This is a genomic window from Labilibaculum sp. DW002, from assembly GCF_029029525.1.
Classification (GTDB): domain Bacteria; phylum Bacteroidota; class Bacteroidia; order Bacteroidales; family Marinifilaceae; genus Paralabilibaculum; species Paralabilibaculum antarcticum.
Genome location: NZ_JAKJSC010000001.1, coordinates 1,764,993 through 1,788,492, shown reverse-complemented (window position 1 = coordinate 1,788,492; position 23,500 = coordinate 1,764,993). Strand labels below are relative to the sequence as shown.

Annotated in this window: 20 protein-coding genes; 13 read left to right on the top strand and 7 right to left on the bottom strand. The window is 36.2% G+C overall.

The features are described from left to right. The first annotated feature begins 33 nt into the window (after nucleotides 1–33). From recN to cysN, 5 genes are all read left to right on the top strand, one after another. Nucleotides 34–1,689 carry a DNA repair protein RecN gene (gene recN / locus L3049_RS06820; RefSeq protein WP_275109054.1) on the top strand — a complete coding sequence of 552 codons (1,656 nt, stop codon included), beginning with the start codon at nucleotides 34–36 and terminating at the stop codon, nucleotides 1,687–1,689. Between the two features lie 119 nt (nucleotides 1,690–1,808). Further along, entirely contained in the window at nucleotides 1,809–2,651 is an 843-nt protein-coding gene (locus L3049_RS06815; protein ID WP_275109053.1) for an enoyl-ACP reductase FabI, read from the top strand. Nucleotides 2,652–2,821: 170 nt separating this feature from the next. After that, the gene (gene cysC / locus L3049_RS06810; RefSeq protein WP_275109052.1) at nucleotides 2,822–3,430 is read left to right on the top strand and encodes an adenylyl-sulfate kinase; all 609 of its coding nucleotides are present in this window, start codon (nucleotides 2,822–2,824) and stop codon (nucleotides 3,428–3,430) included. A 74-nt stretch (nucleotides 3,431–3,504) separates the two neighbouring features. Next, nucleotides 3,505–4,410: a sulfate adenylyltransferase subunit CysD gene (cysD, locus tag L3049_RS06805; protein ID WP_275109051.1), complete on the top strand. Its 906-nt coding sequence runs from the start codon at nucleotides 3,505–3,507 to the stop codon at nucleotides 4,408–4,410. 109 nt (nucleotides 4,411–4,519) lie between these two features. Continuing rightward, nucleotides 4,520–5,791, top strand: a complete 1,272-nt coding sequence (gene cysN / locus L3049_RS06800) for a sulfate adenylyltransferase subunit CysN (RefSeq protein ID WP_275109050.1) — start codon at nucleotides 4,520–4,522, stop codon at nucleotides 5,789–5,791. 118 nt (nucleotides 5,792–5,909) lie between these two features. Here the strand turns inward: cysN and L3049_RS06795 are convergent, their stop codons facing one another. Further along, the gene (locus L3049_RS06795; protein WP_275109049.1) at nucleotides 5,910–7,406 is read right to left on the bottom strand and encodes an OmpP1/FadL family transporter; all 1,497 of its coding nucleotides are present in this window, start codon (nucleotides 7,404–7,406) and stop codon (nucleotides 5,910–5,912) included. 109 nt (nucleotides 7,407–7,515) lie between these two features. After that, nucleotides 7,516–9,084, bottom strand: coding sequence for a hypothetical protein (locus L3049_RS06790; RefSeq protein WP_275109048.1), 1,569 nt, complete (start codon nucleotides 9,082–9,084; stop codon nucleotides 7,516–7,518). 101 nt (nucleotides 9,085–9,185) lie between these two features. Between L3049_RS06790 and proS the strand changes: the two genes are divergently transcribed. The 3 genes from proS (at nucleotide 9,186) to pepT (ending at nucleotide 12,824) form a co-directional block, all read left to right on the top strand. After that, on the top strand, nucleotides 9,186–10,661 hold the full coding sequence (gene proS / locus L3049_RS06785; RefSeq protein ID WP_275109047.1) for a proline--tRNA ligase: 1,476 nt from the start codon (nucleotides 9,186–9,188) through the stop codon (nucleotides 10,659–10,661). 95 nt (nucleotides 10,662–10,756) lie between these two features. Next, a complete protein-coding gene (locus L3049_RS06780) occupies nucleotides 10,757–11,440 on the top strand; it encodes a hypothetical protein (RefSeq protein WP_275109046.1) in 684 nt (227 codons plus the stop codon). 157 nt (nucleotides 11,441–11,597) lie between these two features. Continuing rightward, the gene (gene pepT, locus L3049_RS06775; RefSeq protein WP_275109045.1) at nucleotides 11,598–12,824 is read left to right on the top strand and encodes a peptidase T; all 1,227 of its coding nucleotides are present in this window, start codon (nucleotides 11,598–11,600) and stop codon (nucleotides 12,822–12,824) included. Between the two features lie 48 nt (nucleotides 12,825–12,872). Here the strand turns inward: pepT and L3049_RS06770 are convergent, their stop codons facing one another. Beyond that, nucleotides 12,873–13,187 (bottom strand): winged helix-turn-helix transcriptional regulator, encoded by a 315-nt coding sequence (locus L3049_RS06770; RefSeq protein ID WP_275109044.1) that lies wholly within the window; start codon nucleotides 13,185–13,187, stop codon nucleotides 12,873–12,875. 136 nt (nucleotides 13,188–13,323) lie between these two features. Here L3049_RS06770 and L3049_RS06765 point away from each other — a divergent pair, with 136 nt between their 5' ends. The 5 genes from L3049_RS06765 to L3049_RS06745 all read left to right on the top strand — a co-directional run bounded on the left by L3049_RS06765 (nucleotide 13,324) and on the right by L3049_RS06745 (nucleotide 18,954). After that, nucleotides 13,324–14,322: a YhdH/YhfP family quinone oxidoreductase gene (locus tag L3049_RS06765; RefSeq protein WP_275109043.1), complete on the top strand. Its 999-nt coding sequence runs from the start codon at nucleotides 13,324–13,326 to the stop codon at nucleotides 14,320–14,322. Between the two features lie 146 nt (nucleotides 14,323–14,468). Beyond that, entirely contained in the window at nucleotides 14,469–14,921 is a 453-nt protein-coding gene (locus L3049_RS06760) for a DUF6265 family protein (protein WP_275109042.1), read from the top strand. An 84-nt stretch (nucleotides 14,922–15,005) separates the two neighbouring features. After that, a complete protein-coding gene (locus tag L3049_RS06755) occupies nucleotides 15,006–16,316 on the top strand; it encodes an anthranilate synthase component I family protein (protein ID WP_275109041.1) in 1,311 nt (436 codons plus the stop codon). 52 nt (nucleotides 16,317–16,368) lie between these two features. Continuing rightward, the gene (gene tilS / locus L3049_RS06750; protein ID WP_275109040.1) at nucleotides 16,369–17,691 is read left to right on the top strand and encodes a tRNA lysidine(34) synthetase TilS; all 1,323 of its coding nucleotides are present in this window, start codon (nucleotides 16,369–16,371) and stop codon (nucleotides 17,689–17,691) included. Between the two features lie 177 nt (nucleotides 17,692–17,868). Further along, nucleotides 17,869–18,954, top strand: coding sequence for an alpha/beta hydrolase family protein (locus L3049_RS06745; RefSeq protein ID WP_275109039.1), 1,086 nt, complete (start codon nucleotides 17,869–17,871; stop codon nucleotides 18,952–18,954). Between the two features lie 73 nt (nucleotides 18,955–19,027). Here L3049_RS06745 and L3049_RS06740 read toward each other — a convergent pair whose 3' ends face one another. The 4 genes from L3049_RS06740 to accC form a co-directional block, all read right to left on the bottom strand. Continuing rightward, nucleotides 19,028–19,294: a hypothetical protein gene (locus L3049_RS06740; protein WP_275109038.1), complete on the bottom strand. Its 267-nt coding sequence runs from the start codon at nucleotides 19,292–19,294 to the stop codon at nucleotides 19,028–19,030. Nucleotides 19,295–19,582: 288 nt separating this feature from the next. Continuing rightward, nucleotides 19,583–21,118: an acyl-CoA carboxylase subunit beta gene (locus tag L3049_RS06735; protein WP_275109037.1), complete on the bottom strand. Its 1,536-nt coding sequence runs from the start codon at nucleotides 21,116–21,118 to the stop codon at nucleotides 19,583–19,585. A 68-nt stretch (nucleotides 21,119–21,186) separates the two neighbouring features. Beyond that, nucleotides 21,187–21,705: a biotin/lipoyl-containing protein gene (locus tag L3049_RS06730; RefSeq protein WP_275109036.1), complete on the bottom strand. Its 519-nt coding sequence runs from the start codon at nucleotides 21,703–21,705 to the stop codon at nucleotides 21,187–21,189. Between the two features lie 23 nt (nucleotides 21,706–21,728). Continuing rightward, nucleotides 21,729–23,252, bottom strand: a complete 1,524-nt coding sequence (gene accC / locus L3049_RS06725) for an acetyl-CoA carboxylase biotin carboxylase subunit (RefSeq protein ID WP_275109035.1) — start codon at nucleotides 23,250–23,252, stop codon at nucleotides 21,729–21,731. Between the last annotated feature and the right edge of the window lie 248 nt (nucleotides 23,253–23,500).

Genomic DNA, 23,500 nt, shown 5'->3' with positions numbered 1-23,500 from the left:
ATTGTCTAATTACCACTTCATTTAAAGATTTCTATGCTTCAATCCATATCCATTCAGAATTATGCTTTAATCAATCAACTTGATATTGATTTTTCAGATGGCTTTTCGGTTATTACTGGAGAAACAGGTTCGGGTAAATCTATTTTATTAGGTGCTTTATCTTTAGTACTTGGGCAAAGGGCAGAGGTGAATGTTTTAAAAGATAGAGAGAAGAAATGCATAATTGAGAGTTGCTTTTCAATATCTAGATACAAATTAGAGGGCTTTTTTGATAAGAATCAATTAGACTACGAAGAGGAAACATTATTGCGAAGAGAAATTTTGCCGAATGGTAAAAGTAGAGCTTTTGTAAACGATTCTCCTGTAAGTGTTAAAACACTAAAAGAACTTGGCTTCCGCCTGATTGATGTTCATAGTCAGAACCAAAATTTGGTAATTGGTAGTTTCGACTATCAAGTAGGTATTGTGGATACTTATGCAGGCAATGCTGAGCTTTTAAAAAAATATCAAGACCAGTTCGATAAGTTTCAATTGTTGAAAGATAATTTGCGAAAGCAGGAAGAAATAGCTGCTAAAGAGAAGGCTGATTTGGATTATTTTCAGTTTCAGTTGGAGCAATTACTTGATGCAAAATTGGTAGCTGGAGAACAAAAAGAAATGGAAAATGAGTTGGAGACTTTAACTCATGCAGAGGAGATAAAATCTGGCTTATTTAAAGCATATGAAAATCTTTCTGAAGGAGAATTCCCTATTGTCTCCCAATTAAAAGAGGCTCGAAATGCCATTGCACAAATTCAAAATGTATATCCCGATGCTGATTCTCTATACCAGCGTTTAGAAAGTGCTTACATCGAATTACAGGATTTAGCTCAAGAAGTAGAGCAAACAAACGAATCTATTGAATTGGATCCTTCTCGAATTGAATTTTTAAATCAGAAATTAGATGCTATTTATTCTTTGCAACAAAAGCATCATGTTGATTCTGTTGAAGGTTTGATCGAAATAAGAGAAGAATTAATACAAAAGGTCGATAAGATTGTTTCTGGAGATGATTTTATTGAAGATTTGAAGAAGCAATTGGACAAGCAAGAAGCTTTGCTTCAAAAGGTTTCTGAAAAGCTTACAAACAGTAGGAAAAAGGTTGTTTCGGCAATTGAAAAAACCATAGTAGCACAGTTGGTGCAATTGGGGATTCCTAATGCGAACTTTAAAGTTGACATGAAGATTAGAGAAGATTTTCAGTATTTAGGTCGTGATTTGCTGTGTTTCTTATTTAGTGCCAATAAAAACGGTCAATTAGAAGAAGTTCAGAAAGTTGCATCAGGAGGGGAGCTGTCTCGTTTGATGCTTAGTATCAAGTATTTGGTGTCATCTTCTACCGCCTTGCCGTCTATCGTTTTTGATGAGATTGATACCGGAGTTTCAGGAGAAATTGCTGATAAAATGGGTGTTGTAATGCGAGATATGGCTGAGAATATTCAGGTAATAAGCATTACACATTTACCTCAGATTGCTGGTAAAGGCAATTACCATTATAAAGTTTATAAAGCCGATGATGAGCTTGAAACCTACTCAAATATAGTTCTTTTGGATAATGAAAGTCGTATTGAAGAGCTTGCCAAAATGTTAAGTGGCTCTGATATGACTCAGGCAGCCATGGAAAATGCTAAAGTCTTGCTAGCTAAATAAATGTCAAATATTTGATATGATTAAAGAATTTATTCAGTCTTAATAAGTGATCTTTTTTTGATTTATTCTAAATAATATTGGTTAAATTTGTAGCTGATAAAATTGAAAAATTTCAAATTATGTCTTATAACTTATTAAAAGGAAAAAAAGGAATCATTTTTGGAGCCTTAAACGACATGTCAATTGCATGGAAAGTTGCAGAACTGGCAGTTGCTGAAGGAGCTGAGATTGTTTTAACCAATACACCCGTTTCCATTCGAATGGGAACTATCGACGAGCTTGCAAAAAAATGTAATGCTCCGGTAATTGCTGCTGATGCAACAAACCCGGAAGATCTGGAGAATCTTTACACAAAATCAATGGAGCATTTTGGAGGTCCTGTTGATTTTATTCTTCACTCTATTGGAATGTCACCTAATGTTCGTAAAGGAAACTCATACGATGAATTGAACTACGAATACCTTAAGAAAACACTTGACGTTTCTGCTATTTCTTTTCACAAAGTGATTCAGAAGGCTAAGGAAATGGATGTTGTTGCAGATTGGGGATCTATTGTTGCATTAACTTATGCAGCGGCACAAAGAACTATGTTTGAATACAACGATATGGCTGATGCAAAAGCTATGTTGGAATCTATCGCTCGTAGTTTTGGTTACATCTATGGACGTGAGAAAAGAGTTCGTGTGAATACAATTTCACAATCGCCAACACCTACAACAGCAGGTAGTGGTGTTAAAGGTTTCGATAAACTTATCGATTTCTCTGAGCGTATGTCTCCGCTAGGAAATGCTGATGCTCAGGAGTGTGCTAACTATTGTATCACGTTATTCTCAGATTTGACAAAGAAAGTAACTATGCAGAACCTATTCCATGATGGCGGATTCTCTAACATGGGTATGAGTTATAGAGCAATGCAGCAATACAATAAGAGTTTTAATCCGTGTGATTGTAAAGAAGAATAATACGTAAAATATTGTCTTTAAAATCCGGGTTGAAAAACTCGGATTTTTTTTTGCAATAAATTGTAATTGTTAAAAGTTTAGATTTTTAAAATCTACTGATAATATGTACATTTGCCCTTACTTTTTAAAAAATTAGAAAGGTTTTAAAAACTTCGAAACAAGAAACGTTGATGACCACCAAAGCAACTAATATTCACCCCGTTTTCGATCGAATTATCGGAAGAGATGAGAAGGAGCAGTTTTTAAATCAAAAAGCATGTGTTGTATGGATGACCGGACTTTCTGGTTCAGGTAAAACGACTATTGCAATTGGTTTAGAAAAGGAGCTTCAAAAAAGAGGTTTCTTAACTCAGATTCTTGATGGGGATAATATTCGTACAGGTATTAATAAAAACTTAGGTTTTTCTGAAGAAGACAGAACTGAAAATATTCGTCGTATTGCTGAAGTTTCTAAATTGTTTGTGAATTGTGGTATTATCACCATTAACTGTTTTGTAAGTCCAACTTTGGAAATACGAAAACAAGCCAAAGATATTATTGGTGAAGATTTTAGAGAAATCTATGTGAATGCATCTTATGAAGAGTGTGAGAAAAGAGATGTAAAAGGCTTGTATAAAAAGGCTCGAAATGGTGAGATCAAGAATTTTACAGGTTTAGATGCTCCTTTTGAGGCCCCGGAGAATCCTTTTTTGGAGATCAAAACCTCTGATATGACACCTGAGCAATCAGTAGAGGAAGTGGTTAATGCCATTTTACCTCAGTTAATAAAAAATAAATAAAGTTGATGCAATCAAACTTTATTGAGAGAATCATTTTAATGATTCATATAGAAGAGTAAATAAATTTTTTTCGAATGAATGAATACAATATAAATCACTTAAGAGAACTGGAAGCTGAATCGATTTATGTGATTCGTGAAGTTGCAGCTCAATTCGAGAATCCCGTAATGTTATTTTCGGGAGGAAAGGATTCTATTATCATGTTTCATTTGGCAAGAAAAGCTTTTGCACCTGCAAAAGTACCTTTTGCTTTAATGCATGTTGATACAGGTCACAATTTCCCAGAGACAATTGAATTTCGTGATAGATTGATGGAAGAGACAGGTACTCGTTTGATTGTACGTTACGTTCAGGATTCAATTGATCAGGGAAAAGCTGTTGAAGAAACTGGTTTTGATGCAAGTAGAAACAAACTACAAACTGTAACACTTCTTGATGGACTTGAAGAATTACAAGTGGATTGTGCTATGGGTGGAGGTCGTCGTGACGAAGAGAAAGCCAGAGCAAAAGAGCGTTTTTTCTCTCATCGTGATGAGTTTGGACAGTGGGACCCAAAAAACCAAAGACCTGAGCTTTGGAACCTTTTCAATGGTAAAAAGCATATGGGTGAGCACTTCAGAGTTTTCCCAATTTCTAATTGGACGGAGATGGATGTATGGCAATATATCTATTTAGAAAATATTGATATCCCAAATATTTATTTCTCTCACGAACGTGAAGTTTTTATGCGTCATGGAAACTTGTTATCAGTTTCGGACTTTATTCCTATGCGTGATACTGAGAAAGTAGAAAAAAGAATCGTTCGTTTTAGAACTATTGGTGATGCTACTTGTACAGGTGCTGTAGAGTCGGAGGCAAACAGTTTGGAAGATATTATCGAAGAAGTAGCGGCTACAAGAACAACAGAACGTGGTACACGCCATGATGATAAACGTTCTGAAGCTGCTATGGAAGATCGTAAAAAAGAAGGGTATTTTTAAGCTAAAAGCTTAAAGGAATAAGATATAAATGAGTTGCAAAATTGCTACTCAAAAATTTTGAACTTATAGCTAATGGCTAACCGCTAATAGCAAAAAGCTAAAAAAAGATATGTCAGATAAAACATCAGGATATTTAGATATGGAGCTTTTACGTTTCACTACAGCTGGTAGTGTGGATGACGGAAAAAGTACCCTAATTGGACGTTTGTTATACGATAGTAAAGCCATTTTCGAAGATCAAATGGAAGCTATTGAGATTTCGAGTCAGAAACGTGGTGATACAGAAGTGGATTTAGCATTGCTAACAGATGGTTTAAGAGCCGAACGTGAGCAAGGTATTACTATTGACGTAGCTTACCGTTATTTTGCAACTCCAAAACGTAAGTTTATTATTGCTGATACACCAGGTCACATTCAGTATACAAGAAATATGGTTACAGGAGCTTCTACAGCTAACTGTGCTCTTATTTTAGTTGATGCACGTAACGGTGTAATTGAACAAACTTTGCGCCATTCATATATTGCTAACTTACTTCAGATTCCTCACCTTATTGTTTGTATCAATAAGATGGACTTGATGAATTATTCTGAAGAGACTTATGAGAATATCAAGAAGGAATATCAGAAAGTCGCTGATAAATTGAATATTAAAGATGTTCGATTTATTCCTATTTCAGCCAAATTTGGTGACAATGTTGTTGATGCTTCTCAAAATATGGATTGGTATAAAGGTGAAACTTTATTGAACCTATTGGAGACTATTGAAATTCTTGATGATAGAAATCATGAAGATGCTCGTTTTCCTGTTCAGTATGTTATCCGTCCTCAAAGCGATGAGTATCACGATTACCGTGGATTTGCTGGTCGTGTAGCTAGTGGCGTATTCAAGCCAGGCGATAAGGTTCGTGTACTACCTTGCGGAATTGATACCACTATTGAGGCTATAGATTCTTTTACTGGAGAACAAGAGGTTGCATTCACACCACAATCGGTAACCGTAAGGTTAAGTGACGAAATTGATACGTCAAGAGGAGATATGATTGTAGCAGCAGATAATGTTCCTGCTATGGAGCAAGAGTTTGACGCTATGGTTTGTTGGATGAACGAACGCGCTATGATACCTGGAGGTAAGTATACCATTAAGCATACTTCAAACGAAACACGCTGTATGGTTCGTAACGTAAACTTCAAAGTTGATGTTAATACTTTAGAAGAGATGGAAGATGATAAAACCATCGGTTTAAATGATATTGCATGCTTGAAGTTAAAAACAGCAAAACCTTTATTCTTTGACTCATACAAGAAAAATCGTAATACAGGAAGTTTTATTTTAATTGACGAAGCAACTAACGAAACTGTTGCTGCAGGTATGATCTTATAAAATTCGCTAATTGCTGAATTTCAAAAAAGGCTGAAACATCTGTTTCAGCCTTTTTTTTGTATAAAAAAAGAGACTGTGATTGCAGTCTCTTGTATTATTATTATTTTTCTGAAATGACTTAGAATCTTAATCCAAGAGTCATTTTTAAATTAAGATTAGTTTTCTCTAAACGAACAACATCACTACCATCATAGAACACAAAATCTTGATTGTAATTTTTGTATTCTGCAGCAGTATCAAGGAAGAAGTTGTTGAATTTAAATCCAAGTCCTCCCGAGTATGTGTTGTAACCTTCATCGTAATCTCCTTTGTAAGGATCTCCTATATGAGCAAAACCACCTCGAAGACTAATGTTTGGTGTTGCACGAAACTCAGCACCAATTCTAATATTGGCAGTAGACTCATGTATTGCTGAAACTGCTTTGTTTACACCTTTTAAATCAGTCTTAAATCCTTCGATATATTCTCCATCATCCCATTCAGTTTCACCATCACTATATTTTGCTTTGCCATAATTTAGCATTTCATAGTCAACGCTTATTACAGCTCGCTTACCAAATGTGTAAGCTCCACTCAATATGGTTCTCCATGGTGTTTTAAAGTCTGTGTTGGTATATTCAATCACCTCAGATAGGAAAGAATGGCTCGCAATTCCATCTTCAGGGAAGCCATTGCTTATGCTTGGATCGAAGTCTGAATTCATAAAAGTTTCCATTTCAGTATCTAAATTGTACCATGTAGGAGTGTGCACTGCAAGACCTAAACGTAGATTTTGAGTTGCCTTGTAGATGGCTCCTAATTTTATGTTGGCGCCAACACCATCCACAACTCTGTCTTCACCAAATGTAAATTCGTTTAATGAACTTAGGTTGTCATTGTAGGCATATTCTGAATAAATGGTAGATGTTTTATAATACAAATCTTGAATTCCGATTGTCGCTCCCAAATATAATTTATGCGAGTAATTTCCTCCAAAAGACAATACAAACTCACTTATGTATCCCTTTTCAACCGTATATTTTTCCTGATCCATGATATCATTACCATCTAATACAGAAAAGTAATTCCCTTCTTCATCTTGGTTAATCATGAAATTCTGATAAGCTAATTCTTCTTCAAATAGATACAATGGATCTCCATTGTCTGCTGCTCCATTTGCCATGTCTGTCCAAAAGTCCAATCTTGAACTAGCGGATGCTGCATTCAAAATAAAGGATTTACTATCAAAGTTTGCAACTTGATTGTAGCCAATACCAAAATTGAAATTTTGCCAACCTTTTCCTGAATCAACTCTAGGAACATAGCTTGAAATATAGCCAATATTACCTATTCTGAATTTATTTTTGTCTTCGGAAAAAGATCCATTTTCTGACTTGTTCATCTGAAAAGAAGGAGTAATGGTAAACTCGGAACTACGATAAATCGCAATACCTGCTGGGTTGATACTCAAACTTGAAAAATCTCCACCAAGAGCACCAAAAGCTCCACCCATAGCGGTGGAACGCGCAGTCCCACTATAATTTTGCTGTGAAAATTTTAGTGCATCATCTACCGTTTGGGCAAAGGTAAATCCAGACATTAGAAGTAGTCCTAGGAATATATATAATCGTTTCATTTTCGTTAAATTTAGATTTAAATCTGTAATCCTTATTGTGACTGTTTTACAGAATTATTAGCGTTCTATTTATTACTTATGGAGGACATTTTCCATTTTTGTAAGTAAATTACCTTCTACCTGTAGATCTTCTACTTGAGTTATTGGAAGAACTAGATGAGCTACTCTTAGTTGATCTAGAGCTTCCCGAAGAACGGTACGATGAACCTGAAGATCTACTTGAGCTACCAGATGATCGATAAGAAGAGCCAGATGATCTATTAGAACTTCCGCTATTGTAAGATTTATTTGATCTCGACGAACCTGATTTGTATGTAGGTTTCGTTCTGGTTGAACTACTCTTTACTTTAGAGTAATTAGACCTTGTGCCTGATTTTGAATAAGTAGAACTTCTTGTGTTTGACGATTTGTTATAAGAAGGTCTTGAGTTCGTTTTTGGCTTATTATAGCTTGGCGAAGTACTTCTTCTTGTATTTGAATAAGAATTTCTATTTGTTTGAGAGTTTGTTCTATTCCCAGTTGAATAGGAGTTTCTTCGTTGATTCCCATTGTTATAATTAGATCTTGTCGAACTTTGTGTTCCATTTCTGTAACTAGATCCATTTGTTCTGGTTGATATGCCAAAATTCGATCTTCTTGTTGCACTATTGCTTTGGCTTGCTTTAGTACTTCCATAAGAACTTCTAGTACTGTATCGAGCTGCAGCTTTACTTCTTCTAGCATCGTCGCTAATTGAAGCGCTTGATCTGCGAGTTGAAGTAGAAACACCAGCTTTGGTACTGTTAGCTATTGAGGTTCTTCTGTTCGATGTTGCTACACGACTACTTCCTGAAGCACTTGTTCCAGTTGGCTTATACGTAGACGCTCGACGGTTACCATAACGGTCAGTTGTTCTGGTATAGTTTCTATTTCGATAATAGTTGCTATGTCCATAGTGATTATTGTAGTGTCCATAGTAACTACCATAGTAGCCATGGTGTCCGTAATATCCATGACCATAATGACCATAGTGTCCGTATGAATAATGAGGATACCCCCATCCGAAAGATAGATCCCAATACCAACTGTCTCCAGCTCCCCAACCATAATTATAGGCAAATGAGTTTCCATATCGTATGGTGGAATAGTTATAGCTATTGTAGTTACGATTGAACCAAGTTGGTGTCCACCAAACATTATATCCATCTACATAAACATTCCAGTCAGGGTCTCCAGCTAACCACATTGCAGTATTGTAACCGCTGTTGTTATAACCAAATCCTTGAGGATACATTTGACGTAAGCGTTCTGCTTCTTCTCGATCTCTATCCGATCCGTCAAATCCACCAAGATAGTAACCAGAATCACCTTCATAAATTAATGTGTCAATATTTTCAATTGAATCATCATTTAATATTTCGGTGTATTTTTTTTGTAGTTCAGCAAAATTCCGATCATCTACATTATCAGAAACCGATGTTGGTTCGATTTTTGTTGTCGATTGGTTTGCTGTAGCAGGAGCCAAGGTATTGGCTTTTTTAACTGCAGGGCTTTTAGCTTCTACCTTTTGAACAATTAAGGGAGCTTGGTTAGGGTTGTAATAAATGTCATCTTCATAAACTGCTGATCCCATGTAAGAAGGGGAGCAACTAGTTGCAAAGAGAGCTGTAATTAATAGAATTTTGAAATAGGTTTTCATCGCATGTCCTCCAATAATGAATTATCTAAGATTATTTTTTACTTTTGTAAAGAATTTAATTCACCCTAAAAATAGCAAATACTATACCAAAACAATATAAAATGGCAAAAGTTTTAACCAGTAGAAGCGAAAATTATTCGCAATGGTATAACGACCTAGTAATTAAAGCTGATCTGGCAGAGAATTCTGCAGTTAGAGGTTGTATGGTAATTAAACCATATGGCTATGCTATCTGGGAAAAAATGCAAGCAGTACTTGATGGAAAGTTTAAAGAAACCGGACATCAAAATGCTTATTTTCCTCTTTTAATTCCTAAGTCTTTTCTAAGTAAGGAAGCTGATCATGTTGATGGTTTTGCAAAAGAATGTGCAGTTGTAACCCATTATCGTTTGAAAAATGATCCCGATGGTAAAGGTGTGGTTGTAGATCCTGAGGCACGTTTGGAAGAAGAATTAATCATTCGACCAACTTCTGAAACAATTATTTGGAATACTTACAAGAACTGGATTCAATCGTATCGCGATTTGCCAATTTTAGTTAATCAGTGGGCGAATGTCGTGCGTTGGGAGATGCGTACACGTTTATTCCTACGTACTGCAGAGTTCCTTTGGCAAGAAGGTCATACTGCTCATGCAACAGAGAAAGAAGCACTGGATGAAACAGAGCAAATGATTAATGTATATGGTGATTTTGCTGAGGATTGGATGGCTGTACCTGTATTGAAAGGTAGAAAGACAGAATCTGAGCGTTTTGCAGGAGCATTAGATACCTATTGTATTGAAGCTTTAATGCAGGATGGGAAAGCACTTCAGGCTGGAACCTCTCACTTTTTAGGTCAGAATTTTGCTAAGGCATTTGATGTGAAGTTTGCTAATAAAGAAGGTAAAGAAGATTTCGTTTGGGCAACATCTTGGGGTGTATCAACTCGTTTGATGGGAGCATTAGTTATGGCCCATTCAGATGATCATGGTTTAGTTTTGCCCCCAAAATTGGCTCCAATTCAAGTTGTAATTGTACCTATATATCGTAAGGAACCTGAATTAGCTAAACTAGCAGAGGTGATTGATCCTCTAGTTGCAAAACTTAAAGCTAAAGGTATTTCTGTTAAGTTTGATGATAGTGATAACCGTAAGCCAGGTTGGAAATTTGCTGAGTATGAATTGAAAGGTGTACCATTGCGTTTAGCTATGGGCGCACGTGACTTAGAGAATGGTACAGTTGAATTAGCACGTCGTGATACTTTGACCAAGGAGACGGTTGCTGTTGATGGTGTTGAAGATATGATTGAGAACCTTCTTGAAGAAATTCAGAATACTATTTTCCAAAAAGCACTTGATTTCAGAGCAGAGAAAACAACAAAGGTTGATTCGTACGAAGAATTCAAAGAATTGTTGGAAACGAAGACAGGGTTTTTCTTGGCACACTGGGATGGTACAACTGAAACAGAAGAAAAAATTCAGAGTGAAACAAAAGCAACAATTCGTTGTATTCCTTTTGATAATGAAGAGGAAGAAGGCGTTTGTATGGTTACAGGTAAGCCATCGAAACAACGTGTTGTATTTGCAAAATCATATTAATAACGATGGAAAAATAGATATAATATCAAACAGCCATCAGTTTTCTGATGGCTGTTTTTTTGTATATTTACTATTCATATTTAAACATACGTACAATGAACATACTAAACACCAAAGCGGCAATTCTCTCAACCATTATGGATAAAGCATCCTTAAAGCAAGTTGTTTATAAAAATACGCAAGTGGTATTTGAAGAATTACGAATTGTAGTTAAGAACCTAATTGAAGAATACAATTCAGAATTAGGTGAGGTTGATGAAAATATTCTTTTGGATTTTGAAGACAAAGGCGAATTTGAATACCAGATCAAAATTGCTTCGGATATATTAGTATTTAGTATGTACTCTAACGTTTTTCAGTTCGATCGCGACCATGCTGTTTGGCAAAAAGACTATGTGAAACACAATCCTAATAATGCTTATTCAGGTATTATTAATATCTATAATTTTCTATCCGATTCATTTAAGTTTAAACGTTCAGAGGATTTGGGATATTTGGTGGCACGTATTTTCATCAATCAGGAAAACCATTATATCGTCGAAGGAAAAAGACAATTAGGACTGCTTCAAGCAGATTTGTCAGTAACAAAAGCAGATTCTGATAATCTTCGAAACATAGTTGAGACAGCTATTAATTACTCTTTAAATTTTGATTTATTGGTTCCACCATATGATAATGTGAAAATTATGTCGGTAGCGCAAATGTTCGAAAAAATTCAGAATTCAAAAATTAAAACAGGTAAACGTTTGGGCTTCCAGTTTAAGTCTGACGATGTTTAGCTGAGCTGAGTCTAATTTAGAATGTTATTCGTAATCGAATCTATTCTGATTAATCGATCAATTTCGTAATATTGTAAACGCTTCAAATTTTGGAGCGTTTTTATTTAGATATTGATTTGCCTTGCATTTCTAAAATTTAATAGATTAAAACACACCAATGACTGCTGTAGTAGATAAATTTATAAAATACGTTCAGTTTGATACTGAATCTGATACACAAACAGGATTGACTCCAAGTACACCTGGACAAATGGTTCTTGCTAAAGAATTAGTTAAAGAACTTGAGGAGATGGGAATGAGCCAGGTTTCTTTAGACGAGAATGGCTATGTGATGGCAGTGTTGCCATCGAATATCGAAAAAGAAGTGCCAACTGTGGGTTTTGTAGCTCATATGGATACAAGTCCCGATTTTACGGGGAAAAATGTAAAACCTCAATTCGTTGAAAATTACGACGGAAATGATATTATACTTAATCAGGAAGAAAATATCGTAATGAAAGTTAGTGATTTTCCTGATTTGAAAATGTATAAAGGGCAAACGCTGATTACAACTGACGGAACCACTTTACTTGGTGCAGATGATAAGGCTGGGGTTGCTGAAATTATGACCGCTGTTGAGTATTTAATTCATCATCCTGAAATTAAGCATGGCCCTGTTCATATCGGTTTCACTCCTGATGAGGAAATAGGTCAAGGAGCAGATTATTTTAATGTTAAAAAATTTGGAGCTGATTTCGCGTACACTTTGGATGGAGGTGAAATTGGAGAATTGCAATTTGAGAACTTTAATGCAGCTTATGCGGAGGTTTCTTTTAAAGGACGTAATGTGCATCCGGGAATGGCGAAAGATAAACTGATAAATTCGATGCATATTATGCAAGAGTTTGCAGGGCAATTGCCAAAAGATGAAGTACCTGAGAAAACAGAAAATTACGAAGGCTTCTATCATCTTCTGGGTATGGAAGGATCTGTTGAAAATTCTAAACTTCAATATATCATTCGTGATTTTGATATGGAAGCTTACAATGGTCGTAAAAATAAATTTGAAGCTATTTGTTCTGATCTTTGTGCTAAATATGGCGAAGACAGTGTTTCAATTCAGATGAAAGATCAATACTTTAATATGCGCGAAAAGGTTGAACCTGTAAAGTATATTGTTGATATCGCAGAACAAGCGATGAAAGATGTTGGCGTTACACCTATGGTTGTGCCTATTCGTGGCGGCACTGATGGTAGCCGCTTATCATATATGGGTTTACCTTGCCCAAATATTTTTGCAGGAGGACACAATTTTCATGGACGATTTGAATATGTACCAGTAGATTCTATGCAGAAAGCTGTAGATGTGATTTTAAAAGTTGTTGATTTGATTTCTAAGCGTTAAGTTTTTACTATATATTATAAGGAAAGGCAGCCGATATGGTTGCCTTTTTTATTCCATCAATTTTTCAAACCTTCTACCACCTAAAAACATGGCTTTTAAAATTGGATGAATTTCTTTTCCCAAATCGGTAAGACTGTATTCTACTTTAGGTGGAACTTCCGGATAAACCTTTCGGCTGATGATCCCATCTTCTTCCAGTTCTTTTAGGTTTTTACTTAGCATTCGGTCGCTTATATCAGGCAGAAGCTTTAACAATTCGTTGTACCGCTTCGTACTTTGCATTAGGTGCAAAATAATGGTTGCTTTCCGCTTTCCTTTAACGAAATTGATGAATGTATCAATTGGACAATTGCCTTTTTTCAAATTACAAAAGTTTTTATGTGCTGATAATCAGTAAAACCGAACAAAATGTTAGTAAGCTTACAAAGTGTAAGTTCTTGATTAATAATATAAATGCTTGTAGCTTTGTTGCAAGATAAGAATTTAATTAGGATAAGAAATGGATAGCAAAAGAGAATTTAAAGCACTACGAATTTACGAACAAGAAGGCAAATTCATTAGACGAATTGAGAAGCGGAAAATTGAAGATCTTCCGGAAGGTGAGGTGATCGTGAATGTGAAGTACTCTTCTTTAAATTTTAAAGATGCACTTTCAGTTGCTGGAAACAAAGGCGTAACGAGAAAGTATCCACATACACCAGGAATCGATGCTTCTGGAATTGTAGAACATTCAACTAGTGAAAAGTTCAAGATTGGTGATGAGGTTATTGTGACCTCTTACGACTTAGGAATGAACACTGATGGTGGATTTGGCGAATACATTCGTGTTCCTGCAGATTGGGTGGTTCGTAAGCCTCAGAATTTAAGTCTGAAGCAGGCTATGATTTATGGTACGGCTGGTTTTACAGCTGGTTTATCGGTTGAACGTTTGTTATCTGCCGGGCAAACACCCGAAATGGGACCTGTTGTTGTTACAGGTGCTTTAGGAGGAGTAGGAAGTATTGCAATTGCTATTCTATCATCCTTAGGTTTTGAAGTAATTGCTGCGACCTCTGAAAATGATGGGGGCGAAAAGGAATTACATGAACTAGGAGCTGCTTCAAGAATTTCTCGTGAAATTTCCGATGATCAATCAGGAAGACCATTGTTGAAGCCACTTTGGGCGGGAGCAATTGATGTGGTTGGAGGAAATGTGCTTTCTACTCTTATCAAAGCTTGTCAACCAATGGGAAATGTAACTTGTTGTGGTAATATCGGATCTGGTGATTTGGATGGTACCGTTTATCCGTATATACTTAGAGGAATCAGTTTAATTGGTATCGATTCTCAAAATTGTCCGATGGAGCTACGTCAAAAAGTTTGGGATAAATTAGCTTCAGAATGGAATGTATACAATAATAAAGAACAGGTAATAGAATCATCCTTAGAAGAGTTAGCTACCTATATCGATTTAATGTTGACAAAGAAAAGCCGAGGTCGAGTAATTGTGAAATTATAGATATTTCAATTCTATTTGAATAGTAAAGGCAGCCTATATGGTTGCCTTTTTTGATATGAGTGAATAAAAAGATTTCTATATTGGTAGGGTATTAAGATTGAAATAATCTTTAGATAAGGACAATAATACTCTAGAATAGATATAATATGAAATCACTAATAATCACAGTACTAAGTCTACTTGCTATTTCTTGCCAGCAAAATCCATTATCGAATCTTGAATTTTTCGAAGGAACCTGGAAAGTCGAAGATAAAGAGAGCTATGAAGTTTGGGAACGAGTTAGTACGAGCGAACTAAAAGGTTATTCCTATAAATTGATTGATGAGGAAAAGAAGGTTTCAGAAACACTTCAGATTGTATTCGAGAATGGATCGATTGTTTATCGCGCAACTGTTTCCAATCAAAATGAAGGAGCAACTGTCAGTTTCACCTTAAATGAATCAATAGATTCTTGTTTCTCCTTTGAAAATAAGAAGCACGACTTTCCTCAAAAAATTCAATACAAGAAATTCTCAGAACAGGAAATTCATATTAATGTGTTGGGAGAGGATGACAAAGGTTTTTCTTTCAGTATGGTGAAGGAAGAAACGATAGATTAATCTTTAGTTCATGACACTGCTGAAAATTTCTTCTATTTTGCAGAAGAGATGATATTCTAAGCATCTTTTCCTTAAATTTGCGCCATGCGTAAAATCCTAAGTTTTCATATTTCAAATACAGTTGAGTTTAAGCAGCAGTTGTTGTTGTGGAGTAAGAAATTTGATCGAATTGCTGTACTTGACAGTCATGATGTAAATAAAAAAGCAAATTCAAAAAAGGAATATAATTCATACGAACTAGTTGCAGGTATTGATTCTCTTCAGCTTATTGAACCAGAGAAAGATTGTTTTGAAACCTTTAAAAAAGAGCTTGATCATGCAAAAGATTGGTGGTTTGGCTATTTGGGTTACGATCTTAAAAACGAGATTGAGAATTTAAGTTCGGCTAATTTAGATGGACTGGACATGCCAAGTATGAATTTTTTTCGTCCGCGTTGGGTTTTCATATTAGATGTTGATACTTTACAAGTTCGCTATTTCGATGAGGAATTTACAGAAGAGGAAATTTATGATTTAATGAAGAATCTTCAAGCTTTTGATATTCCTGAAGAGAAGAAAGTAAGCGTAGCTGAAATTAATTCACGTATTAGCAGGGATGAATATTTAACTGCTGTTCAGCAATTGAAAGACCACATCCGTTTGGGTGATATTTACGAAGTAAATTTTTGTCAGGAGTTTTATGTAGAAGAAGCTTACATTCGACCACGACAAACCTATCGTAAATTAATGCAGGTTTCGCCAACTCCTTATTCCTGTCTGTACTGCATGGGCAATAAATTTCTGTTATCCGCTAGTCCTGAGAGGTACATTAAAAAGGTAGGTAAGAAAATTATATCACAGCCAATTAAAGGCACTGCAAAAAGAGGTAAAACACAAGAGGAAGATCAACAGATAAAAGAGCATTTGTTTACCGATCCTAAAGAAAGAGCTGAAAATATCATGATAGTAGATCTGGTTCGAAACGATTTGTCGAGAACAGCAGCCAAAGGAACAGTGAAAGTTGAGGAGCTTTGTGGTATATATACCTTTCCTCAGGTACATCAAATGATATCTACTGTGGTTTCAGACTTGAGGAAAGATAAACATTTTGTCGATTGCATAAAGCATAGCTTTCCTATGGGATCGATGACGGGAGCCCCTAAAGTTCGTGCCATGAAATTGATTGAGAAATACGAGGTGGCTAAGAGAGGTTTGTTTTCAGCGGCTGTTGGTTATATCACTCCTGATGCCGATTTTGATTTTAATGTTGTGATTAGAAGCATACAATATAACGCTAAAGATGATTATCTTTCGTTTATGGTTGGTGGTGCAATCACGATGCAGTCCAAGCCTGAAAAGGAATACGAAGAATGCATGTTAAAAGCAAAAGCCATTATGAAAGTGTTAAAAGACTAAGGATTTCTTAACTTTATCATTCTTATTAATCGATTACTTTAATTTCTAATTCATGCTTCGTAAGCTAGTTCGTTTTGTAGAGGAAGAAAAATTGTTTTATCGCGACGAAAAAATATTAGTGGCAGTAAGCGGTGGAGTAGATTCTGTCGTATTGCTCGATTTACTATGCAAAATGGAGGTGGAATGTGGGGTTGCTCATTGCAATTTTCACTTAAGAGATGAGGAATCGAATGGAGATTTTGATTTCGTAAAGAATTTGGCTGATCAACGTGGATTGGCTTTTTATTCTAAGGATTTTGATACTAAAAAATATGCTGCCGAAAATAAGGTTTCTATTGAAATGGCAGCACGCGATTTACGCTACAATTGGTTCGAACAAATTCGGAATAATTTCCAATATAAATACATTGCCGTTGGTCATCATGCAGATGATGTAGCTGAAACAGTTTTAATTAATTTGGCTCGCGGCACAGGAATTCATGGATTATCTGGAATAAAGCCAAAATTAGGGAATATTGTTCGTCCCTTATTACCTTTTACTAGAAAGCAGTTGTTTGAATATTCAGAAGATAATTCGCTTAATTTCCGTGAAGATTCGACCAATGCAGAAACTGATTTTGTAAGAAATAAAATTCGCCATCAAATCATGCCGGTTTTGGAAGAGATTAACCCGGCAATTCGAAATACCATGACTGAGAATGTTCGTCGTTTTCGCGAAGTAGAGCAAATCTACAATGAGGTTATCGAAAAGAATAGAGGTGAATTGATTCTTAACAAAGGCAAGGACTTACTGATCTCTATTGCGAAATTGGAGAAGTTAAAGGCTCCGGTTTCTCATTTATTTGAAATTCTATCTCCTTTTGGTTTTCATCATCGAGATGTGAAGAATATTGCTGATGCAATTAAGGGAATTTCAGGTAAACTTTTCTATTCGTCTACACATCAGGTTTTGCGAGACCGTGAATTTTTAATTCTTTCGGAGATTTCTGAAAACGATAAGCAAGAATATTCAATTTCGGAAGAAGTTTCTGTATTGGACTCACCATTTAGCATGAAATTATCTTTTCAGGATAGAACATCAAGTTTTCGTTTTCCTAGGGATTTAAAAATTGCCTGTTTCGATGCCAATAAATTAAAATTTCCATTAAAGTTGAGGAAATGGCAAGAAGGTGATGCTTTTCGCCCAATTGGGATGAAAGGGAATAAGAAACTATCTGATTTTTTCATCGACCAGAAATTTTCAATTCAGGAAAAAGAAAACACATGGCTCCTGTGTTCTGGAAGCAAAATCATTTGGGTTGTTGGTCATCGAATGGATGATCGCGTTAAAATTACCGATGAAACCACAAAAATTTATCGATTGGAATTGGTCTAATTTAAGGTAAATGATATTTTGGTGCGCTGCACTTCCTTGTGGCGACAAGCGTAAATTACTACAAATAGTAGGGTACTCTGTACCCTATTTAAATGATTACAATTGTCTTAAGTTTATAATCTGCTTACTATTTTATAAATTAGACCATTCAATAACTCACTAACCCAAAACTCAATTATGAATTCAATCAAAAAAGGCATCTCTATTTGTCTGTTTTTACTTATCTCAGGATTCACATTTGCTCAATCTGGCACCCTAGTGAAAGAAGAGCTTGATGGACTTAAGAAATATAACACGAATTTGGACCATCGAGTGGATCGACTGCAAAAAATGGTTGATGATTTGATTTGGTTTGAAAGAGTTGGCGATGTTGCTCATGTCGACAAACTTTATATTTATGGACCACCAAAATGGAAAGAAAAGAACCCAACGGCTAAAGGAGCTGGGAATCCTGTTAAGTTTTGGACTTATACATTTATTCCTAAAAATATTAATCCTGATAAAAAATACCCTTTAATTGTTTTGCCTCATGGGGGCGTTCATGGCGACTTTACAACCTACTATACCCATATTGTTCGGGAGCTTATTGCTCAGGAATACATTGTAGTTGCTGCTGAATATCGTGGAAGTACAGGCTACGGAAAAGGCCACTATGAGAAAATTGATTATGGTGGATTAGAGAATGAAGATGTGTATGCCAGTCGAAACTATATGATAGAAAACTACGATTTTGTTGATGAAAATCGAGTTGGAATCATGGGTTGGAGTCATGGAGGAATGATTACTCTTTTCAATTTATTTAACCATCCTAAAGATTATAAAGTGGGATTTGCAGGTGTACCAGTTAGCGATCTTGTCGCTCGTATGGGCTATATGACTCAATCGTATCGCGATTTATATTCGGCAGAATATCATATTGGCAAAACTGCGAATGATAATATTGCGGAATATCGTCGTCGCTCGCCAGCATGGAATACGCACAAATTTCAAAATACACCCTTATTAATTCATACGAATACTATAGATGATGATGTGAATGTTCTTGAGGTAGAACATTTAATTAAATCGCTTAAAGCAGATGGAAAGAAGTTCGAGTATGAAATTTACCAAGCTGTTCCCGGAGGGCATTCTTTTGATAGGATGGATACGAAAAAGGCAAAGGAAATTCGAGTGAAGATTTACAAGTTCTTAGCCAAGCAGCTAAAACCAAATAATCCTATCCAGAATTTAAAAGAAATACAGAAAGCTGGTTATCGTTTTTAGTTCGTTTACTTAAATACAAAAGCGCCTGTTCTATTCAAAACAGGCGCTTTTTTTTGTTTTTAAATTATCAAGCTTAGACTTCTTGTAGTAAGCTTTCTTTAAGGTCTTTTAAAAGTGCTTTTTTTACTTTTCGTGGTTTTTCTGAGCTAATTTCTTCTAAGGCAGTAAGAGCCATGTTTCCAATTTCGTATAATCCAACAGGGTTTTTGTCGTTATTATAACTGGCGATAACATACTCTAGTTTTGCTTTTACTTCATCGTAAGCTGAGTTTCCTGGTTTGTTAAGGCAAACCAATGCTTCGTGGCAAACATCTCTAAGTTCTTCGTTTTTCTGATTCATAAATTTAAGTTTACTAGTTAATACAACTAAATTTACGTCATTATTTAAGAAAATAGGTTATCAGTATGTTAGCTTTTTGTTTAGTATTTATGTACAGCTAGTTTTTAGGTATCGAAAATGTTTTCATCTTAGATCTCAATGGTTTGCACTAGTGATAACAGGGTAGTGAAGGAGATTAAAATTTCGATCCACGTAAGTATTTACGCTGTATTACTATTGGTGTGATTAAAAAAAGAAAGCACAACCGACTTGGGATGTGCTTTCTATATTTATCAATCTGAAACCGATTTACAATGGAATATTTCCGTGTTTTTTGGGTGGGTTGTGTTCACTCTTATTGCGACACATTTCCAATGCTTGAATCAATTTATAACGACTTTGCTTGGGTTGAATCACTTCATCGATATAACCCATTTCAGCCGCCTTGTAGGGATTTGCAAATTTGTCACGATAATCCTCAATAGCCGCAGCTCTCTCTTCATCGCTTAAGTTCTTACTTACAATATTTACAGCACCTTCGGCACCCATTACAGCAATTTCACCAGTTGGGAAAGCGTAGTTAATATCAGCACCAATATGTTTCGAAGCCATCACATCGTATGCCCCACCATAGGCTTTACGAGTAATTAATGTGATTTTTGGCACTGTAGCTTCAGCAAAAGCATATAAAAGCTTTGCACCATGCTTAATAATACCACCATACTCCTGTTCTGTTCCTGGTAAGAAACCTGGTACATCTACAAAAGTAACAAGAGGGATATTAAAAGCATCGCAGAAGCGAACAAATCGAGCTGCTTTAGTTGATGAATCGATATCTAAAACTCCGGCTAAGAAAGCTGGGTTATTGGCAACAATACCAACTGGTTGTCCACCCAATCGCGCAAAACCTGTCGTGATGTTTTGTGCATAAAGTGGCATTAATTCAAAGAAGTTTTTATCATCAACAACGGTTTCAATAATGTCCTTGATATTATAAGGTTTGTTAGGATCGACAGGTACTATGTTTTGTAACTTTTCATCCTCACGATGGATATTATCAGTACATGGTTTTATCGGTGGATCTTCCATATTGTTTGATGGAAGGAAGGTCATCAGTTCACGCAACATCATCATAGCTTGTTCATCGTCGTCAGCCACAAGATGCGCAACGCCTGATTTTGAGTTGTGAGTAATCGCTCCCCCTAATTCTTCCTTAGTCACCTCTTCGTGAGTTACCGTTTTGATCACATCGGGACCTGTTACGAACATATAAGAAGTATCCTTCACCATCATGATAAAATCGGTAAGGGCAGGAGAGTATACTGCACCACCGGCACAAGGGCCCATGATGGCTGAGATTTGAGGAATTACACCCGAACCCCGAACATTTTGGTAGAAGATGTCTGCATAACCAGCCAGTGATTGTACGCCTTCTTGAATACGCGCTCCACCTGAGTCATTTAATCCTATAATAGGTGCTCCCATTTTCATGGCAAGCTTGGTAACTTTCACAATCTTGTCGGCATTTGATCGACTCAATGAGCCTCCAAAAACGGTGAAGTCTTGTGCAAATACATAGCACAAGCGACCATCAATTTTGCCATAACCTGAAACGACACCATCGCCAAGAATTTTATTCTTTTCCATTCCAAAATCTGTAGAACGGTGGGTTACCATCTTATCAATTTCGGTAAAGGTATCAGGGTCCATCAGATCCAAAATTCTTTCGCGAGCTGTTTTTTTACCGCCGGCATGATGCTTTGCAATTCGTTCTTCGCCACCACCCAATTCGGCTTTTTTACTTAGCTCTTCAAATCTTTTTATTTTGTCTTCAAGTGTCAACATTTCAATCGTTGTTTTTTTGTTATCCTAAATGCTCTAAACTTTAGAAAACGGGTTTTGCTTAAATTGTATTAGTCTAAATCATCAATGAATACTAATGGTTGATTGCCATCAACAGTATCTTCTTCGTTTACAAAAATCTCAGAAATGGTACCATCTTTCCCTGCTTTATATTCACTTTCCATTTTCATTGCTGAAATAATGATGACGGTATCTCCTTTTTTAACTTCTTCGCCTAAGCCAACCTGTATTTTGACAACTTTGCCGGGCATTGGCGAACTTATTGTACTCTGCTCATCATCCATTTCACCACCTTTTCGGGCTTGCAAATATTTAGTCTCAGCATCAATTATTTCAGCATCGTATGAATGATAAAATGTGTTGACAGAGTATTTTTTCGGAGAATCGGTATCAATTAACTCTACATTAAAAGAACGACCTTTATACATCACAGAATAAACTCCGTTTTCAACCTGCTGCATGTCGAGATCATATTCTTTGTTATCGACCATTATTTTCACCTGGGTTCCATCTTCAGCAAGAAGTTCAACTTTTGCCAGTCGGTCGCCCAATTTTATTTCAATTGCCATTTTATAATTTTTTAGTTTATCCTTTAATTTTCACTTGCTCTAAACATGCCTCTACGTCGACCAAATTCTTTCCACTTGTTATGTGCGGCAGATTTTGGGTTAACTTGGGCATTTTTGAGTTTGTGGTGGTAATCTAAAAAGGCAGTAACTATGGCTAAATCTTCAAAAGATTCTTTCGCCTCGTCAGGAGCAAGTAAAAACTCCTCGTTGTCTTGTATAAAATGAGTATCATAGGTGCCATTTCTAAAATCAGGACAATCCATAATACGTTCCAGAAACTGAATTGAAGTTTTAACACCTGTTATTTTATACTCATACAGGGCACGACGCATTCGTTCAATTGCCTCAGACCGGGTTCTTGCCCATACAATAAGCTTCGAGATCATAGGATCGTAGTGGATTGGAATCTCATAACCTTCGTACACATAACCGTCAGTTCTTACACCTAAACCCATGGGTTCAGTAATATGAGTAATTAGTCCCGGACTAGGCATAAAGTTATTTTCAGTGTCTTCGGCATAAATTCGGCACTCAATAGCATGTCCAAATTGGAAAACATCCTCCTGTTTAATTTCTAAGGCTTGCCCCTCTGCAATCTGAATTTGAGCTTTAACTAGGTCATAACCCGTTACCCTTTCGGTAATAGGATGCTCCACCTGAAGGCGAGTGTTCATTTCCAGAAAATAGTAGTTGTGATCGTTGTCAACAAGGAATTCGATAGTTCCTGCACCGTGATAATTTACAGCTTTGGCAGCTTCTACAGCAGATTGTCCCATTTTCTCCCTAAGCTCGGGGGTCATTAGAGGAGAAGGTGTTTCTTCAACAACTTTTTGATGTCGACGTTGTACCGAACACTCTCTTTCGCAAAGATGAATAACATTACCGTGTTGGTCACCTAGAATTTGGAATTCGATATGATGAGGTGAAGAGATGTATTTTTCTACATAAACAGAATCGTCACCAAATGATGACATAGCTTCTGATTTGGCAGCACGAAGAGAGCTTAAAATATCTTTTTCTTTATCTACCATTCTCATTCCTTTTCCACCACCGCCTGCCGAAGCTTTAATCATAACCGGAAGTCCGACTTCTTTTACCACTTTAAGGATTGTGGTTTCATCCTCAAGGTTTTCTTTGGTTCCGGGGACTACTGGTACACCACCAGCTATCATTGTTTGTCGAGCGGTTATTTTATCTCCCATTGTAGAGATAACTTCGGGTGTTGGGCCGATGAATATAATTCCTTCCTGGTGACAGCGTTTAGAGAATTCAGCATTCTCACTTAAGAAGCCATAACCAGGATGAATTGCATCAGCTTTGGATCGCTTAGCAACTTCTATAATTTTATCCATATTTAAATAACTCTCTGCCGAGGCTGCTGGTCCGATATGAAATGCTTGATCGGCATAACGTACGTGCATCGATGTTCGATCTACGTCGGAATAAACAGCAACAGAAAGAATTCCCAATTCCCTGCACGAGCGCATTACACGCAGAGCAATTTCTCCTCGATTTGCAACGAGAACTTTTGAAATCTTCTTGATCATTTTGGTCTTTGTTTAAAAGCTTATTAAAGCTTTGTTTTTAATCAACTAATTCTACTCTTAGTTATAAAATTGTTTTACCAATAAAGATAGCTTACAGCATGAATATGTTGTAGAACACATAAAAGTAATCAAAAAATTGAAGTTTTCAAGTAATTAAATATAAAGATGTGTGTATGCGTAGAACATGAATCGCCAAGTTTGAAAAAGTGTTAATGGTATTGATTATCAGTGTATTATTTACTTTAGTG